The organism is Maritalea myrionectae (assembly GCF_003433515.1).
GTDB lineage: Bacteria > Pseudomonadota > Alphaproteobacteria > Rhizobiales > Devosiaceae > Maritalea > Maritalea myrionectae.
The window spans coordinates 2,484,417-2,501,401 of the sequence record NZ_CP021330.1; the positions used below are offsets into that span (position 1 = coordinate 2,484,417).

Consider the following 16,985-nt stretch of genomic DNA (forward strand, 5'->3'; position numbering starts at 1 on the left):
AGTTTGTCTTAACAAAATAATAAGGGCGCCACAAAATTTGTGACGCCCCTATATCATTTCTAGCGTGTGTTTGCTTTAGATCGCAGCCAATTCACGTGGACGCTCGGTCCGTTGTGTTTTCATTTCCTCGGCCACCAAGAAGGCCAACTCAATAGATTGAGAGGCATTCAAGCGCGGATCACAATAGGTGTGATACCGGCTGGACAGTTCAGCTTCAGTGACCGCAGAGGCGCCGCCAACACATTCGGTGACGTCCTTGCCTGTCATCTCAACATGCACACCGCCTGCATAGGTGCCCATTTGACGATGAATTTCGAAGAAGCTCTTCACTTCGGACAAGATCCGATCAAACGGACGGGTTTTATACCCAGTCGATGCTTTGACCACATTGCCGTGCATTGGATCGCAAGACCACACCACTGTGCGCCCTTCTTTTTCCACCGCCTCGATAAGGCGCGGCAAATGCTCTTCAACCTTGTCGGACCCAAAACGGGTGATCAGCGTCAGGCGCCCTGCTTCATCCTCTGGATTCAGCTTGTCGATCAAACGCAACAAGTCGTCCGCTTCCATCGTTGGACCGCACTTCATGCCAATTGGGTTTTTGATGCCAGCAAAATATTCCACATGTGCTTCATTGATGTCGCGGGTGCGGTCACCAATCCAAAGCATATGGCCCGATGTGGCATACCAATCATTGGTGATTGAGTCACGACGGGTCAACGACTGTTCATAGCCCAACAACAATGCTTCGTGGCTGGTATAGAATTTGGTCTCACGCAATTGCGGTGTGTTATCTGCATTAATGCCCAAGGCACGCATAAAGTCGATCGCGTCATCAATTTTTTGCGCCACGCCCTCATACTTTTCGTAAGAGTTGGTGCCCTTGATGAACTCCATGGTCCAATCGTGATTGCGCTCCAGATTGGCATAGCCACCAGAGGCAAAGGCGCGGATCAGGTTCAATGTCGCTGCAGATTGGCGGTAGGCCATGATCATACGTTGCGGATCGGGCACCCGAGACGCCTCGTTGAACTCGATATCGTTGATGATATCACCGCGGTAGCTTGGCAGCGTTACGCCGTCGATTGTTTCATTGTCTGATGAGCGCGGCTTGGCAAACTGCCCGGCAACACGGCCAACTTTAACAACCGGCTTGGACCCGCCATGGGTCAACACTACGGCCATTTGCAAGAAGACACGGAAAAAATCCCGAATATGGTCGGCATGGTGCTCGGCAAAACTTTCGGCACAATCGCCACCTTGCAGCAAAAAGGCCTTGCCTTTTGCCACGTCTGCCAATTGATCCTTTAAACCGCGCGTTTCGCCTGCAAATACGAGCGGCGGAAAGTTTGAAAGGCGCTCTTCAACAGCAGCCAGCTCCGCCTTATCTGGATAAGCCGGAACCTGGCGGATGTCTTTCGATCTCCAACTATCAGGTGTCCAGTTATGCATAATTTTTACTCGCTTTCACATTTTCTAGTTACATAACCCGTAGGATTTACCAGAATTTCCCGACAGAAACCAGTTATTAAGGCCAATTTGGGTTCGGCAATCGCGAAAAAATGTCGCTTTGCTTTTGCCTGACAATATGGGTATGAACCACACTGTTTCCCAACGCCGGAGTTGAACATGCGCGACCTCAACCATTCTCACAAGTTTACCGACATTCATTCGCGGTTGAGCGTTGGCCCGAAAATCAGCTATTTGCGCGACTGGATTTATGGCGGGATTGACGGCGCTGTAACGACATTTGCCATTGTGGCGGGCGTTGTCGGCGCCGAATTATCCGCAGGCGTTGTGGTGGTGTTGGGCATTGCCAATTTGCTCGCTGACGGTTTTTCCATGGCAGCCTCGAACTATTCTGGCACAAAAGCTGAAATCGACGACTATAACCGCGTGCTCGAAGTGGAAAAGCGTCATATACGCCAACATCCAGAAGGCGAGCGCGAGGAAGTGCGGCAAATTTTCGCCAATAAAGGCTATTCTGGCGAAGAGCTTGAGGAAATTGTCAATCTGATCACAACGCACGAAGATATGTGGCTGGAAACCATGATGGCTGAGGAATATGGCCTATCAAACGTTCAGCGCTCCCCTATTCGGGCGGCGTTGGCTACTTTTTGGGCCTTCCTGTTGTGTGGCGCTGTGCCCCTCGTTCCCTATTTCCTCGGCCTGCCCGCCGGCGCAATTGTTGCGGCGACCATGACTGGTGTTGTGTTTTTGGCCATCGGCGCTGTGAAGTCGTTGTGGTCAACTTGGAGCTGGTGGACAAGTGCATTGGAAACATTTGCCATTGGCATGTCTGCAGCTGGCCTTGCCTATCTGGTCGGCGCGGCATTGCGCGGCTTGGTTGGCGCATAGGAGACAAAATGTCGAATGTGCTCGTGATTTCCGCTCACCCGTTAAAAGACAGTCTTTGTGCTCACCTCACCGAGCAGATCAAGGCTAGGTTGGCGACACGGGATGCGATGGTGGTGCATCGCGACCTCTATGATCAGCATTTCGACCCGCGTTTACAGCCAGAGGAAAGAGCCAGCTTCTACACGACCTATGATCAGTCGCGCCTCAAAGAGGAAATTGCCGAGCTTGAGGCCGCGGACATATTGATCCTGGTGTTTCCAACATGGTGGTTTGGATTTCCGGCCATTTTGAAGGGCTGGTTTGATCGGGTGTGGGCACCGGGCGTGGCTTTTGATCACGCCGAGGACCTTTCCGCGCTGCATCCCAAACTGGACAACCTCAAGCATGTGATTGGTGTTACTACGATGGGTTCACCCTGGTGGGTTGATCGACTTATCCTATGGCGTCCGGTGCGCCGGATACTAAAGACCGCGCTTGTCGGCGTGTGTGCCCCAAAGGCCAAGTTCGACTTTATCGTTCAATATCAGGCGGAGAAGATGGATCCTCGTAAGTTAGATCGCCTCTTGCATCGCATCCAAAAGTTATTGGCCTGTGCGATCGACTAGAGACATGTGGATCGGTGCCGTCCTTCTTTGCCTAATTGACCGTCTTCTAGCCCGAACGGTGGCTATTTAGTCTTCTGGCAGCTCTCCTGCCGGCGGCTCCCACAATTCAATAGCGTTGCCTGCAGGATCAAGGAAGCGGAAAAACCGGCCATATTTCTCGTCGTCTGCACCAATTTCCTGTACGCCACGCGCACGCAATTCTTGGATGAAATCATCAATATTCTCCACCCGCAAATTGATCATAAACTGATTGGTTTTGGGGCCAAAATATTCGGTGTCGGGCTTAAATGGCGCGATCACCGACGGCCCGGCTTCCTGATGAAGCCAAGCGCCCAAATTTATATCGAACATTTCTTGGTAAAATGTGGTGAGTTCATCGCCTGCATCGCTGCGAAAAAACACACCGCCAATTCCGGAAACCTTACCCATTTCTGCCTCCCTGATTGGGCAGATTAAAGCGGCATGTTCGGATCAAGGCAAGGTAAAAGGCGCCGCGCCGAAGCCCGGCGCCTTTCAAATCTATTCGACCTTTTTGCCATATTCCAGCACATAGCTGGGTTGTTTCATGGTCACCAACTCTTCCGCCGCCGTTGGATGCACTGCAATGGTGCGATCAAAATCTGCTTTGGTGGCCCCCATGGTGACCGCAATACCCGCCATTTGAATAATTTCGCCCGCCGCGTGACCAACGATGTGCACGCCCAGAACCTTGTCCGTATCCGCATCAGTAATCAGCTTATAGATTTCTTTTGCGGGTTTGTCGGTCAACGTATTCATCATCGGGCGAAACGCGGCTTTATAAACATTGACCTTATGGTAGCGATTACCAGCCTGGGTTTCGGTCATGCCGATGGTGCCCACTTCAGGTTCAGAAAACACGGCTGTGGGGATCAAGTCATGGTGCACGAATGTGGGATTATCATTGTAGAATGTTTCTGCAAACGCGGCCCCTTCCCGGATCGCAACTGGCGTCAGGGCTGCGCGGTCGGTCACGTCACCCACGGCAAATACAGTGGGGCATGATGTGCGTGATTGCTCATCAACGATAATCTCTTCACGCGCGCCGACTTCAATGTCGGTGTATTCAAGGCCCAACCCTTTGGTGTTCGGCGTGCGGCCCGTGGCAAACATCACCTCGCCGAAGGTTTGCGATTTCCCGGTATTATAATTGACTTTGATCGCCCCTTGCTTCGACTTTTCCAAAGACTCAAGATCGGTGTTTGTCAAAATCTCAATGCCGCGCTCTTGCATTTGTGAGGCAACTGCGTCGCGCACGTCCTGATCAAAACCACGTAGGATTTGCGGCCCGCGATAAGCCAATGTCGTCTTCACACCAAAGCCAGCGAAAATACCGGCAAACTCGACCGCAATATATCCGCCGCCAACAATCAAGATTTCTTCCGGCAAATTTTCAAGGTGGAACGCTTCATTTGAGGTAATGCCCAATTCCGCGCCCGGAATGTTTGGCACAAAGGGGGTGCCGCCCGTGGCAATCAAGATGCGATCTGCCGTTAGTTCTTCGCCATCCTTTTGCAGCTTTACCGAAGTGCCGCTGGTCAACTCCGCCCGATCTCGAAACAGCGTGACGCCAGCATTATCAAGGATGTTGCCATAGATATCCTCAAGCCGTTTAATTTCTTTATCTTTATTGTCGCGCAGGGTTGCCCAATCAAATTGCACGTCTTTCATGGACCATCCAAAGCTTTTGGCCACTTCAAATTGCTCCGGAAACCGCGAGGCATAAACAAAGTGCTTTTTCGGCACACAACCGCGAATAACGCAGGTTCCGCCTAAGCGATATTCTTCGATGACCGCAACTTTCGCGCCATAGCTTGACGCCAAACGCCCAGCGCGCACGCCGCCAGAGCCAGCACCAATCACTATCAAATCAAAATGACGTCCCATGAAATAACTCCATATTTAATTGCCTGTGATTGACCACAAAAAAGCCCCTTGGGCAACCCAAGAGGCTTCACATAATTGTGCTGGTGGAAGGACTAGTTAAGTTCAACACCTTCTTCAGCTAAAGCTGATTTCACTTTACGCTCATATTCAACCAAAAAGTTGTTTTCCCAGACTTCTACGGCAGCTTTCAAATCGCTATTAATGCTGACATTGTTGTTCAGGAGTTTTTGACCCGTGTCACTCTTGTAAAATTCTACAATTTCACCGAGTTCTTCAGGCGTAAACCGAATGGCGTAAATCCGGGCAAATTGCTTATAAAGGGGGTTGCCTGCGTCGATATACTCCTGCGCAACCTCCCGTGCCGTTTTTACGATCGTTTCAGTCATCTCTGGATCTTGTTGTGCAAGTGCTTGAGCCACGCGGCGTATGGAGTTGAGAAGAGACACTTCATAGACTTTGCCTGTGTCTGTCATTTCGACATATTCTTCCGCCACCGCCAGATGTTCGGGGGTTATCTCTTGTGAAGATGCTGTGGCCGATGTGGCGATTGACAAGAGACCTGCGACCAAAAGTGCAATTATTTTGTTCATATCCATTTACTCCCCGCTTGCTTATCCAAGCTGTTTTACCCCTGTCGCGTCAGCCAAATAGGCTTTTGCACAAAGGCCTAAAAACAAGCCATGCTGCACGACACCGGGAACATTCAATAGTTTTTCTGACACCGTTTGTGCATTGGAAATACGGCCAAAAGATGCATCAAGAATAAAATGCCCGCCGTCGGTTTCAAATGGCTTGCCATCACTTTGACGCAAAACCAACCCGCCCTCAGCACCAGTTTGTTGCATCACATCAGAGACAGCATTTTGGGTAGCGCCCAGACCAAACTTGTTCACTTCAATGGGCAAAGCAAATTTGCCAAGCGTTTCGACCAGTTTTGATGTATCAGCGATTACCACCATTTTGTCAGAGGCAGCTGCAACGATCTTTTCGCGCAGCAATGCACCACCGCCGCCCTTGATCAGTTGCATCTGTTCGTCGATCTCGTCAGCGCCATCAACCGTCACGTCCAGTCGATCGATTTCATCCAATGTCGTCAGCGGAATATTGAGCGCTTGCGCCTGTTGCATCGTGGCAATAGAGGTTGGAACACAAAGGCACTCAAACCCTTTGGCCACCTCTGCCCCCAAATAATCAACAAAGTGCTTTGCGGTTGAGCCGGTGCCCAGTCCGATTCTCATGCCAGATTTCACTTCGGACATGGCGGCGAGTGCTGCTTGTTTTTTTAGTTCGTCAGACAAGATAATCTCACAATAATTGTAAAAGCGGATGATTTGCTCTCGACTTAACAAAGAACGGCGCAAATTCACAATAAATTTATTGCTTTGCCAAATTATTTTGGACAAGAACAGTTAAGTTTCATATTGTTTTAACCTAAAACTTGCTTTTTAGGAGGGGTGCCGTTCGGACGAGGGCTTTGCCGAACACAGCACATTTTGAATTCATTTGGAGATGATGGGGCTATGAAATTGCTCAAACGCACAATTATGCTTTTGCTCAGCGTGGCATTGGTTGGAGGCACTGTTCTTGAGGCGTCCGCGGACCGCGTTTATGACTCACGAAATAACCGCTGGGTCGATGCCAGTGAGATGCAATCCTCAGGTCGGCGCGGTTCTAGCGTTCGGCGCACGACAGTAGATTACGAAACCAAGCTTGCCAAAGGTACGATCGTCGTCGAAACTTCAGAGCGTCGCCTTTATTACGTTCTTGGCGACGGGAAAGCTGTAAAGTATGGTGTTGGCGTTGGGCGTGACGGTTTCCGCTGGTCTGGCACACACCGTATTACCCGCAAAGCAGAATGGCCAGGCTGGACACCTCCACCAGCCATGCGAAAGCGTGTACCTGGCCTGCCTGCATATATGCCAGGTGGCCCGAAAAACCCGCTGGGCGCCCGTGCGCTATATATTGGCAGCACAATTTACCGGTTGCACGGCACATCTGAGCCTTGGACAATTGGCCAAGCTGTTTCATCTGGCTGTATTCGACTGACCAATGACGACATTATTGATCTATATAATCGTTCAAAAGTGGGCGCACGCGTGATCGTTCGCCACTAAGGTCAATTACTGATCAACAAGAATTGAACCGGGTTTTGCAAAAAGCCCGGTTTTTTCGTGCGCTTTTGATTGAACCGCAAACCCTTTGAAGTTAGCTTTCACAACATGAGTGATAATACTTCCAGTAGACCGCTGATCGATCAGTTTGGTCGCGCAGTTACATATATACGCATTTCGGTGACTGATCGCTGCGATTTCCGATGCACCTATTGCATGGCGGAAAACATGACGTTTTTGCCAAAGTCAGAAGTGCTAAGCTTGGAAGAGATAGAGCAAATCGCTACGATTTTTGTCGCCCGTGGCGTGACGAAGCTGCGCCTGACAGGCGGAGAGCCGCTGGTGCGGCGCGACATCATGACGTTGATTGAGCGATTGGGGCAGCAAAAGAAGGACGGCCCGCTTGATGAACTAACTTTGACCACCAATGGAAGCCAGCTGAAACGCTTTTCCAGCCAATTGGTGGCGAGTGGCGTTGAGCGGATCAATGTTTCTCTGGACACTTTGGACGCAGACAAGTTTGCCAAGATCACCCGCTGGGGCCGCTTGCAGCAGGTGTTGGACGGCATCGAATGCGCGCTTGAAGCCGGTTTGAAGATCAAGATCAATATGGTGGCGCTGCGCGGCGGCAATGATCATGAAATTGTGCCGATGATGGAATGGGCGCACAGCAAGGGCATGGATTTGACCCTGATCGAAACCATGCCCATGGGCGCGGTGGACATTGATCGTCAAGATCAATATTTGCCGCTGACCGAGGTGATCGATAGTATTGGCGCGCGCTATACCCTTGAGGATTTGACGTTAGATACTGGCGGTCCCGCACGGTATAAACGCGTCAGTGAAACAGGCGGACGCATTGGCTTTATCCGCCCCCTCACCCATAATTTTTGTGAGAGCTGCAATCGGGTGCGCCTGACGGCGACGGGCGAGCTTTATTTGTGCCTTGGACAAAATGACAAAGTGAATTTGCGCGACGCGTTGCGCCAGGATGGGCCACAAGCTGTTGCCGACCTGCTTGATCACGCCATGGCAATCAAACCCAAAGGGCATGATTTTGAAATTGACCGGCTAAAGCCCCAGCGCCATGTGGGCCGCCACATGTCAGTGACCGGCGGATAAGCCCTATTTCTTTTGTTTATCGAATTCGGAAAAGTCTAAGGGCAGCGCCGTTGTATATTTGATCTGCTCCATGGCAAAAGCGGAGCTCACGTCACTCATAGACATTTCAGAAATCAGCTTTTGATAGAAGCGATCATAATGCGCGATATCTGGCACCACAACGCGTAGAACATAATCGACATCGCCGCTCATACGATAGAACTCGACGACTTCGTCATGGGCTTCGACCACGCTGGCAAATTTCTTCAGCCAAGCGTCGTTGTGCTGATTGGTCCGCACAGAGACAAAAACGGTGACGCCCGCATTGACTTTTGCGGGATCGAGCACGGCCACACGGCGCTTGATCACGCCATCTTCTTCCATCTTTTGAATGCGCCGCCAGCAGGGTGTTGTCGACAAGCCGACTTTGCGCCCAATCTCCGCCACAGGCATCGTGGCGTCTTTTTGCAATAGGGCGAGAATTTTACGATCAATCTTATCAAGCATAGCGCACCAATGGAAAAATCTTCTATTCGGAGATGTTTAGATACGCCAAATCGCAAAAGAGGGCAATATTAATTCAACAAATCGACATAAAATTCTAAAACGGCCAAAATTGCGTCAGCCAGCCAAAGCTTGAGCTTTCTGCAGCGCCGCGGATAGCCCGCCATTTATGCGGCGATTCAAACTCGCTATCCCAAATGCCCCGACGGTCCCGGCGTGCGAGCACTTCATCAATGGCATAATCATTGTAAGACACCGCCCACCCCTCGCGCACCAACCACGCATTGAGATCTTCGCGCCCCAAATAACAGACGGCCAGCAAACGGCGATATTGATCCCGCCGATCACCCGTACAGGTGATCTCTTGCGCCGCAATTTTTGACTTCAACGCGGAGCGTGCCGCTTCACCGCATGCCCAATCGTTGCCATCACGTCGGCAATTCTGTTTCAACTCAGGTGCGTCTATCCCCACGAGGCGTATGCGCTGATTTTGCAGCCGAACACTGTCGCCATCACTCACCCTAGCGACTCCATAGAGCGACTGATTGGACGGCGTCTGCGTGCCGACCACCATTGCAACGAGCAGCCCCGCAATTACGAGAAAAGTGGCGGCCCGCCGAAGGGAAAAAAATCTGCGCTTCATGCTTATCCTAAGTTTTTTCGTAACGGGGAGTTAACCATCACCCGTTAGAGTAATTTTAACCGTAGTTTTCGGACAATTTGTGAGTATTGCGTTCTAATGTCCATAGACTCTTCACCAGAGGCAAAAAAAGCTGTGCGCTCTGATCGCGGAAAATCGCATCAGCGTGCAGTGAGCGATGCGCGTCAGCGCCTGACCTCCAGTTCAGGCACAATGGCGTCCTATGACTATGAACTGCTGCGCGATTATGCAGGCACCCGCCTGTCCGGCAAATATGCCATGCCCATTTTGGTGATTGCCATTGCGCTTTTGACCTCAGTTTGGGTGCCGCTGATTTATTTGGCCACTTGGGCCGCGATTGTGATGGTCGGCCATACTGCTGTGATGGTGTCTTGCAAACAGTTTTTGAAGGCAGGTCAATCGCGCTTTAATGCGCGGCGGCAAACCACAACATTTGTGATTGTCGAGATCGTTTATGGGGTAAGCTGGGCAACAATCGCCTTTTTGCCGATCACCGCGGCGGCACAAGAAGTTGCGGTTATTCAGTGGGCAATATTACTCGTTGGCGTCGCGGCAAATGCCATCTCTTCTCGCGCAGTGCCTTCAGCGACATTGGCCAATTCGGTGCCGGGCATTTTGACTGTGGGCGGCATGTTGGTGCTGTCGGGCAGCATGTTGAACTATGCATTGGCCGTTCTCGCTGTCGGGGCTGGGGTTTTCTTCAACTTTCTGGCGCGCACCTTGCATAAATCTGCCATCAAATCGCTGGAGCACCGGGCTGAGAAAGACATGCTGATTTTTGAGCTTGAAGAGGCCAAAAGCATGTCTGACGAAGCGCGACGCGAGGCTGAACAGGCCAATATCGCCAAGTCGCGCTTTCTGGCGACCATGAGCCATGAATTGCGCACGCCACTAAACGCCATTATCGGCTTTTCCGAGGTCATGTCGTCGGAAGTGTTGGGGCCAATTGAAAACCCCAATTACAAAGAATATGCAGCGGACATTCACGCTTCTGGGCAACATTTGCTGAACCTGATCAATGAATTGCTTGATCTTTCGCGGATTGAAGCGGGCAAGTATGAGCTGAACGAAGAAGCTATTTCTCTGGTCAATATCGCAGAAGATTGTCGGCGCATGCTGGAGATTCGCGCGCGCTCCAAGGGCATCGAGCTGGTGGCCGAATTTGATGAGAAGTTGCCAAAATTGTGGGGCGACGAACGCGCGATTCGTCAGGTGTGTTTGAATCTCTTGTCCAACGCCATCAAATTCACGCCGCAGTCTGGCCGAATTATCTTTAAGGTCGCGGCGGGCGACAATAACTGCCAAATGATTTCTGTTCGCGACAATGGCCCAGGCATTCCCGAAAGCGAAATCGCAACGGTACTCTCGTCATTTGGCCAAGGCTCTTTGGCACAAAAAACAGCAGAGCAAGGTGCGGGTCTCGGCTTGCCGATTGTTCAGAAAATCATGGATCTGCACGGTGGCCGCTTCGACCTTTTCTCAAAGCTGCGGTTTGGCACCGAAGTGATCGCTACCTTCCCCCGCTCACGCGTGATGGAAGCGATGGCGCCCGTACGTGCCGAGCGCCGCAAGTTGCAAATCTATAAATCAGGTACAGAGCAGCAAGCCTAAAGGGCTGAGCCTAATGGGTTGACTGCTTGCCTGCCACAGCGGCCTCTTCAAAGGTGGCCATGTTTTTGTGCAGATGCAGCGCGGTTTGCACCATTGAAGCTGCCAACGCGGCCCCCGAACCCTCACCTAGGCGCATGCCAAAATCAAACAATGGTTTCTTGCCCATTTTGCTCAACACGTCGCTGTGCGCTGCTTCGGCTGATTGGTGCGCAAAGATGCAGTGATCTAGCGACATGGGGTTTGCTGCGTGCAACACGGCGGCGGCAGAAGTCGCCACGAACCCATCAACAATAACCGGCAGTTTATTGTGACGCGCCGCGATGATCGCGCCCGCCATTGCCGCAATTTCGCGCCCGCCGAGACGGGCCAAAATTTTCAATGGTGTATCCAAATCATCCTGGTGCAACTCAAGGCCACGATTCACGGCGTCGGCCTTGCGCTTAACCCCCGCATCATCGACGCCGGAGCCGCGGCCGACCCAATCTTCACCCGTGCCGCCAAACAGCGCGGCATAGATTGCTGCTGCGGGCGTGGTGTTGCCAATGCCCATTTCACCGATGCACAGCAGGTCTGGCTTGCCCGCAATGGCCTCCATGCCATAGGCAATGGTGGCGGCGCAGGTGCGATCATCCATGGCTGCGGTTTGGGTAAAATCGCCTGTCGGCATTTCCAACGCCAATTCAAACACGCGCAAATTGATTTCGTGCTTGGCACAAATTTGAGAAATCGCCGCGCCACCATTGGTGAAGTTGGCCACCATTTGCTGCGTCACTTCCGGTGGGAACGCCGAAACGCCCTGATTCACCACGCCGTGATTGCCTGCAAAAATGGCCACCATAGGATTGTCCAAGGTGGGGCTTTTCTTTTCCTGCCAACGGGCGAGCCATTCAACCATTTTTTCCAATTCGCCCAACGATCCAGCAGGCTTGGTCAGCTGCGCATCGCGCGCTTGCACTGCCTCAACAGCTTCCTCGCTGCCATTCGGCAACAGCATCAGCAATTCTTTGAAATCGTCAAAAGGGCTTTTCTGGTCTTGTTCGGTCATGGTATCGACTCGCATATGGTTAAATGGACGTCCCCTTTTATCCAACATTTAAGGAAAAGCAATTGACCAGCACGCCGCCCCCTCATGCGAACCCGATCAATGACAATGATGACGGGGCAGCGCCACCGCCGCCAAAACGGCTTTCAGCGGCGGATGCGATTGTGATGGGCATGCGGTTTTATTCCCGTCTGCCCACAGGTGACAGCCCACATTTGCCGCTATATTTTGGCAAAATGATTCAATTTCTGCCCATAAGCAGTTTGATTATTGGCGTTTTCCCGGCATTGACGATCTTGTTGCTCGGCGCCTTTGGCGTGCAATCCTTGTTTGTGGCCACACTTGCGATTGCCATGAGTGCCGTGATCACCGGGGCGATGGCCGAAGATGCCTTTGGCGATGCGATGGACGGTTTGTTTGGCGGGCATGATGTGGCGCGACGCTTGGAGATCATGAAAGATTCGCGGCACGGCACCTATGGCGTGTTGGGGTTGATCGCCCCTTTTATGCTGCGGGTGATCACGTTGGGCACATTAATCGCCATGAGCCCGGTTGCGGCGGCTCTTTTGTGGTTGGCGAGCGCCATGATCGCGCGACAAACGGCGCCTATCGTGGCGGTCATCTTGCCCCCTGCCCGCAGCGACGGCGCATCGGCGGGTGCGGGCATTTTATCGAAGCGGGATTTCATGAGCGGCCTTGTGCCCGCGTTGATTTTGTTCTGCTTGCTCGTGTGGCTGTTTGCCGGGCCAATTGCCTTGTTTCTGGCGCTTGTTTTAGGGGCTGGCCTGAGCGCATTCTGGGTCAATCTGCTGAAGCGATTTTTGGGCGGTCAAACCGGCGACACAATTGGTGCGTTACAATTGCTTCTTGAAATTGCCGCATTGAGTGCCTTTATCTTGATCTAGGTTTTGGCCACACATTGAAAGGATGTCCTTTTGCTTTTTATCGGCATCGCGCTGCTGGTGGCGTTTGCACTTGCTTTTCTGATCTCCTCAAACGCAGGGGCCGCCATAGGCTTGGCCGAGCAGGATTTCGGACAATTGATTATTTTGATCGCCGTGCTGGTGCTGGTCGCAGGTGGTGCCTTTGGGCGACGCATCCGGCTGGGTGAAATGTTCACCGGCATGGTGATGTGGGGCGCGATCTTTGTGGCGATTATTGTCGGCTACAGTTTCCGCACCGATTTTGAGCGCTTTGGCGCACGCATTTGGACACAATTATCGCCGGGCACGGGCTTTACGGACAGCGAAACAGGCACGGTGATGTTCACCCGAAACGCCGATGATCACTTTGTGATCAATGCCAAAGTCAACGGCAACAATGAGCGCTTTTTGTTCGACACTGGCGCAACCACCATTGTGTTGACGGCCGACAGCGCCCGCGCTGCCGGATATGACCCGGCACGATTGATCTATTCCATCCCCGTGCAAACGGCAAACGGGCAAACCGAAGCTGCTTTAATCAAACTCGATCGTATTGAGGTTGGCGGCATTGTGCGCGAAAACATTGATGCCATGGTGGCGCGACCAGAGGCGTTGAACGCCAATCTATTGGGCATGAATTATATGCAAACGCTGCAAGGGTTCAGCGTTGAAGGTGACCGCCTCACATTGACCGATTAGGCCGCTTGGCGTGCGGCGATCAGCAGGCCAAACGCCTCTTCAATCAGCTCCACGCCGCGCTCCGATTTTACCGCTTCGACGGTGAGCAATTGGCGGTAGCGACGTGCGCCGGGCTTGCCAAATCCAAGGCCGAGCATGTGGCGCACAATTTGATTCAATCTCGCGCCCTTAGTCATTTGAATTTCAGCATAATTTGTCATCACTTCACAAAGTGATTCAAGAGAGATGGGCGGTGTGTCGTCGCCGAAAATCTCTGCATCCACGCCCCATAAAAGGCCAGGATTGTGATAGGCGGCGCGGCCCAACATTACGCCATCCACATGCTGCAAATGGGCTTTGGATTGCGCCAAATCTTCGATGCCCCCATTGATCATCAAGGGCAGATCGCCGACATGATTCTTCAATCGATAGACGCGCTCATAATCCAGCGGCGGCACTTCGCGGTTTTGCTTTGGCGAGAGGCCCTTCAGCCATGCCTTGCGGGCGTGGACATAAAGCGCATCCACTTTTGCGTCCAGCATATGATCCACAAAAGTGCGCAAATCTTCTTCGCTATCCTGATCATCAATGCCGATGCGGCATTTGACGGTGACCGGCGTATCGGTTGCATCGCGCATGGCGCGAACGCACTCGGCCACCAGCGCAGGCTCGGCCATCAGGCAAGCACCGAAGCGGCCTGACTGCACGCGATCGGACGGGCAACCAACATTGAGGTTGATCTCGTCATAGCCGAACTGATCGCAAAGCTTGGTGGCCGCCGCCAGCTCCTTGGGATCAGAGCCCCCGAGTTGAACAGCGATGGGATGTTCCACATCGTCATTATAATTGAGGAGCCAATCAGCACCGCCACGAATAAGCGCGGCGCTTGTCACCATCTCGGTAAACAACAAGGCATGACGCGACAAATGGCGATGGAAAAATCGACAATGGCGATCTGTCCAATCCATCATCGGGGCCACAGAAAATTTGCGCGCTTGCTGGATGCTCATGCTGCTTTATTCACAAAAGTTGAAGTTGAGTGGGCGCTAGTACCATAAAAATATGGCTTTGTCGCCTATTTGAACCAAAAGCGGGGTTCATGCGTTGTTGTTGTTAGGAGGTATTTATGCAAGACCAAAAAAATGAACAACCTGAGACAGTAACAAAAACCGAAGCACGCCAAGGGCAGCGTGGATTTAGTACGCGGGTTTTGGCAATTTCGTTGGCCGTAATCGTTGTGGCGTTTGCCGCCATTTACATCTACGCGGAATCGAATGACAGCGAGACCCCAAACTTGGTTGATACACCAAGCTTGGACACCAGCCAGCTGACTACCACGGGCTGGTTTGCCTAACTGAAGCGTACCGCATTAGATATTCAGGGCCTTGCGCGATGCTGGGTCTTAAGGATAAAAGCGGCACCGTCCCCCTCGCTTTAGGTAGCGCAAATTTGTTGGAGAGCCCTGATGACCAAGCTGATTTCCATTGGCGAATGCATGATCGAAATGAGTGCGTTGGAAGATGGGCTCTACAAAAAGGGATATGCGGGCGACAGCCTTAATATGGCTTATTATGCCCGTAGCTTCTTACCTCAATCGTTTGATGTCGACTATTTCACCGCCCTTGGTGATGACGTTGAAAGCGAGGCTTTGGCCAAGAGCCTCGAACGCCACGGTATCGGCACCGATTTGATCAAATATCTGCCGGGGAAATCACCTGGCCTCTATATGATCTCGTTGGACAATGGCGAGCGGATGTTCAGCTATTGGCGCTCGGCTTCGGCGGCCAAGGAAATGGCGCAAGACATCGGTTTTCTGGAGCGCACATTGCTTGGGGACCACGCGCTGTTTTTCTCCGGCATCAGCTTGGCCATTTTGCAGCCAGATACACGCGCCCAGTTTCTTGATGTGCTCAACACGGCAAAGGAAAATGGGCAACAGGTGATTTTTGACAGCAATTTGCGCCCTTCCCTATGGCAAAATCGCCAGGAGATGGCCGATTGGACAGCAAAGGCCTCAGCGGTGTGCACGATGGCCCTACCGACCGTGCCGGACGAATATGTATTGTTTGACGAAAAATCGTCTGAGCAGGTGGCTGAACGGTATTTACGCGCCGGATGCACCGAAATTGTGGTGAAGGCGGGGCCAGAAGACGCATTGTTGACCGATGGTCAGCAAAAAGAATGGGTTGGCCCCGGCCAATCTATACAACCTGTCGACACCACAGGTGCCGGCGACAGTTTTAACGGCGGCTATATTGCGGCGCGTTTGTCGGGCAAAAATATGGTCGACGCCGCGCAGTTTGCGCACAAGGTGGCAGGACAAGTTATCCAGCACCGTGGCGCACTTGTCGCGGACATCAAATCACTGGTGAAGTAGCCCAGTTTTCTTCAAGCGCAAGCGATTTTTGTGCTGTTGTTCAAGGGCCTTGGCACAGATCCCTCTTTTAGCGGCACCTGATCTGTGCAATGCTACACCTTAACTGCTTTATGACGCGCGTCGCGCGAAAAAGATGCGTGCAAACGTACACTGCATAAAGCGCGAAACATTCACAGGAAACGTCTTACTTGAGGTCCTTATGAGAATTGCAATGCTTGCGCGCAACTCTTCGCTTTACTCCCACCAGCGCTTAAAAGAAGCAGCGGTGGCCCGCGGACACGAACTCGATATTATCAACACACTTCGATGTTATATGAACATCGCCTCCCGACGGCCCGAGGTGTTCCATAATGGTGAAAAGCTGACGGGCTATGACGCGGTTATTCCGCGTATTGGCTCCTCCATTACCTATTACGGCCTCGCCGTGTTGCGCCAATTTGAAATGATGGGTGTTTATCCGCTCAATGAATCTGTGGCCATTGGCCGCTCACGCGACAAGTTGCGCTCCATGCAATTGATGGCGCGTGATGGCATTGGCCTGCCCGTGACAACTTTTGCCCATGACCCGCGCCAGACCGAAGAAGTACTGCGGTTGGCAGGTGGAGCGCCATTGGTGATCAAGCTTTTGGAAGGCACCCAAGGCATTGGTGTGGTTTTGGCCGATAGTAACCGATCCGCAAAATCAGTGATTGAAGCTTTCCGCGGCGCTGGCGTGAATATTTTGGTGCAAGAGTTCATCAAAGAAGCTGGCGGCACCGACATTCGGGCCATCGTGATCGGCGGCAAGGTTGTCGCGGCTATGGAACGGACGGGCGCGGAAGGCGATTTCCGCTCAAATCTGCATCGGGGTGGCTCTGCCAAACGGGTGAAGATTACGCCGGAAGAAAAATCAACAGCCATCCGGGCAGCCAAATCAATGGGCCTTAATGTTTGTGGCGTGGATATGTTGCGCTCCAACCATGGCGCGGTGGTGATGGAAGTGAACTCTTCACCTGGCCTTGAGGGCGTGGAAACGGCAACTGGTCTCGACATTGCTGGCAAGATCATTGAGTTTATGGAAAAGCACCATAAACCATGGGCCACGAAGACGAAGGGCAAAGGCTAGCCAG

At 52.3% G+C, this 16,985-nt stretch carries 19 protein-coding genes; 10 read left to right on the forward strand and 9 right to left on the reverse strand.

Features of this window, described 5'->3' with window-relative positions; all coding sequences use genetic code 11:
* Positions 1-75 precede the first annotated feature (75 nt).
* Entirely contained in the window at positions 76-1,455 is a 1,380-nt protein-coding gene (locus MXMO3_RS12510; RefSeq protein WP_027833439.1) for a class II 3-deoxy-7-phosphoheptulonate synthase, read from the reverse strand.
* Between the two features lie 174 nt (positions 1,456-1,629).
* Between MXMO3_RS12510 and MXMO3_RS12515 the strand changes: the two genes are divergently transcribed.
* Positions 1,630-2,358 carry a VIT1/CCC1 transporter family protein gene (locus tag MXMO3_RS12515; RefSeq protein WP_036220716.1) on the forward strand — a complete coding sequence of 243 codons (729 nt, stop codon included), beginning with the start codon at positions 1,630-1,632 and terminating at the stop codon, positions 2,356-2,358.
* Between the two features lie 8 nt (positions 2,359-2,366).
* Positions 2,367-2,963 carry an NAD(P)H-dependent oxidoreductase gene (locus tag MXMO3_RS12520; protein ID WP_117396097.1) on the forward strand — a complete coding sequence of 199 codons (597 nt, stop codon included), beginning with the start codon at positions 2,367-2,369 and terminating at the stop codon, positions 2,961-2,963.
* 66 nt (positions 2,964-3,029) lie between these two features.
* Here the strand turns inward: MXMO3_RS12520 and MXMO3_RS12525 are convergent, their stop codons facing one another.
* The 4 genes from MXMO3_RS12525 to rpiA form a co-directional block, all read right to left on the reverse strand.
* Positions 3,030-3,392, reverse strand: coding sequence for a VOC family protein (locus MXMO3_RS12525; RefSeq protein ID WP_117396098.1), 363 nt, complete (start codon positions 3,390-3,392; stop codon positions 3,030-3,032).
* Positions 3,393-3,482: 90 nt separating this feature from the next.
* Positions 3,483-4,868 carry a glutathione-disulfide reductase gene (gene gor, locus MXMO3_RS12530; protein WP_117396099.1) on the reverse strand — a complete coding sequence of 462 codons (1,386 nt, stop codon included), beginning with the start codon at positions 4,866-4,868 and terminating at the stop codon, positions 3,483-3,485.
* Positions 4,869-4,960: 92 nt separating this feature from the next.
* A complete protein-coding gene (locus MXMO3_RS12535; protein ID WP_036220719.1) occupies positions 4,961-5,464 on the reverse strand; it encodes a DUF2059 domain-containing protein in 504 nt (167 codons plus the stop codon).
* Positions 5,465-5,479: 15 nt separating this feature from the next.
* Positions 5,480-6,169, reverse strand: coding sequence for a ribose-5-phosphate isomerase RpiA (gene rpiA, locus MXMO3_RS12540; protein ID WP_117396811.1), 690 nt, complete (start codon positions 6,167-6,169; stop codon positions 5,480-5,482).
* Between the two features lie 219 nt (positions 6,170-6,388).
* Between rpiA and MXMO3_RS12545 the strand changes: the two genes are divergently transcribed.
* Both MXMO3_RS12545 and moaA read left to right on the forward strand, forming a co-directional pair.
* Positions 6,389-6,982, forward strand: a complete 594-nt coding sequence (locus MXMO3_RS12545; RefSeq protein WP_027833446.1) for a L,D-transpeptidase — start codon at positions 6,389-6,391, stop codon at positions 6,980-6,982.
* 69 nt (positions 6,983-7,051) lie between these two features.
* Complete coding sequence (moaA, locus tag MXMO3_RS12550) at positions 7,052-8,101, forward strand: GTP 3',8-cyclase MoaA (RefSeq protein WP_425462123.1); 1,050 nt, start codon at positions 7,052-7,054, stop codon at positions 8,099-8,101.
* Between the two features lie 3 nt (positions 8,102-8,104).
* Here the strand turns inward: moaA and MXMO3_RS12555 are convergent, their stop codons facing one another.
* Both MXMO3_RS12555 and MXMO3_RS12560 read right to left on the reverse strand, forming a co-directional pair.
* On the reverse strand, positions 8,105-8,587 hold the full coding sequence (locus MXMO3_RS12555) for an Lrp/AsnC family transcriptional regulator (RefSeq protein ID WP_027833448.1): 483 nt from the start codon (positions 8,585-8,587) through the stop codon (positions 8,105-8,107).
* Positions 8,588-8,681: 94 nt separating this feature from the next.
* Positions 8,682-9,227: a thermonuclease family protein gene (locus tag MXMO3_RS12560; protein ID WP_117396101.1), complete on the reverse strand. Its 546-nt coding sequence runs from the start codon at positions 9,225-9,227 to the stop codon at positions 8,682-8,684.
* 96 nt (positions 9,228-9,323) lie between these two features.
* Here MXMO3_RS12560 and MXMO3_RS12565 point away from each other — a divergent pair, with 96 nt between their 5' ends.
* Positions 9,324-10,856: a sensor histidine kinase gene (locus tag MXMO3_RS12565; RefSeq protein ID WP_117396102.1), complete on the forward strand. Its 1,533-nt coding sequence runs from the start codon at positions 9,324-9,326 to the stop codon at positions 10,854-10,856.
* Between the two features lie 10 nt (positions 10,857-10,866).
* Here MXMO3_RS12565 and cobT read toward each other — a convergent pair whose 3' ends face one another.
* Positions 10,867-11,901, reverse strand: a complete 1,035-nt coding sequence (cobT, locus tag MXMO3_RS12570; RefSeq protein ID WP_027833449.1) for a nicotinate-nucleotide--dimethylbenzimidazole phosphoribosyltransferase — start codon at positions 11,899-11,901, stop codon at positions 10,867-10,869.
* A gap of 62 nt (positions 11,902-11,963) precedes the next feature.
* Here cobT and MXMO3_RS12575 point away from each other — a divergent pair, with 62 nt between their 5' ends.
* On the forward strand, positions 11,964-12,803 hold the full coding sequence (locus MXMO3_RS12575; RefSeq protein WP_162889257.1) for an adenosylcobinamide-GDP ribazoletransferase: 840 nt from the start codon (positions 11,964-11,966) through the stop codon (positions 12,801-12,803).
* Between the two features lie 30 nt (positions 12,804-12,833).
* Positions 12,834-13,520: a retropepsin-like aspartic protease family protein gene (locus MXMO3_RS12580; protein WP_027833450.1), complete on the forward strand. Its 687-nt coding sequence runs from the start codon at positions 12,834-12,836 to the stop codon at positions 13,518-13,520.
* On the opposite strand, the gene dusA is transcribed toward MXMO3_RS12580, so the two are convergent.
* The gene (gene dusA / locus MXMO3_RS12585; RefSeq protein ID WP_117396104.1) at positions 13,517-14,509 is read right to left on the reverse strand and encodes a tRNA dihydrouridine(20/20a) synthase DusA; all 993 of its coding nucleotides are present in this window, start codon (positions 14,507-14,509) and stop codon (positions 13,517-13,519) included. The genes MXMO3_RS12580 and dusA overlap by 4 nt on opposite strands.
* A gap of 116 nt (positions 14,510-14,625) precedes the next feature.
* Between dusA and MXMO3_RS12590 the strand changes: the two genes are divergently transcribed.
* The 3 genes from MXMO3_RS12590 to rimK all read left to right on the forward strand — a co-directional run bounded on the left by MXMO3_RS12590 (position 14,626) and on the right by rimK (position 16,981).
* Positions 14,626-14,853 (forward strand): hypothetical protein, encoded by a 228-nt coding sequence (locus tag MXMO3_RS12590; protein ID WP_027833451.1) that lies wholly within the window; start codon positions 14,626-14,628, stop codon positions 14,851-14,853.
* Positions 14,854-14,964: 111 nt separating this feature from the next.
* On the forward strand, positions 14,965-15,876 hold the full coding sequence (locus tag MXMO3_RS12595) for a sugar kinase (protein ID WP_027833452.1): 912 nt from the start codon (positions 14,965-14,967) through the stop codon (positions 15,874-15,876).
* A gap of 199 nt (positions 15,877-16,075) precedes the next feature.
* Entirely contained in the window at positions 16,076-16,981 is a 906-nt protein-coding gene (rimK, locus tag MXMO3_RS12600) for a 30S ribosomal protein S6--L-glutamate ligase (protein ID WP_027833453.1), read from the forward strand.
* Positions 16,982-16,985 lie beyond the last annotated feature (4 nt).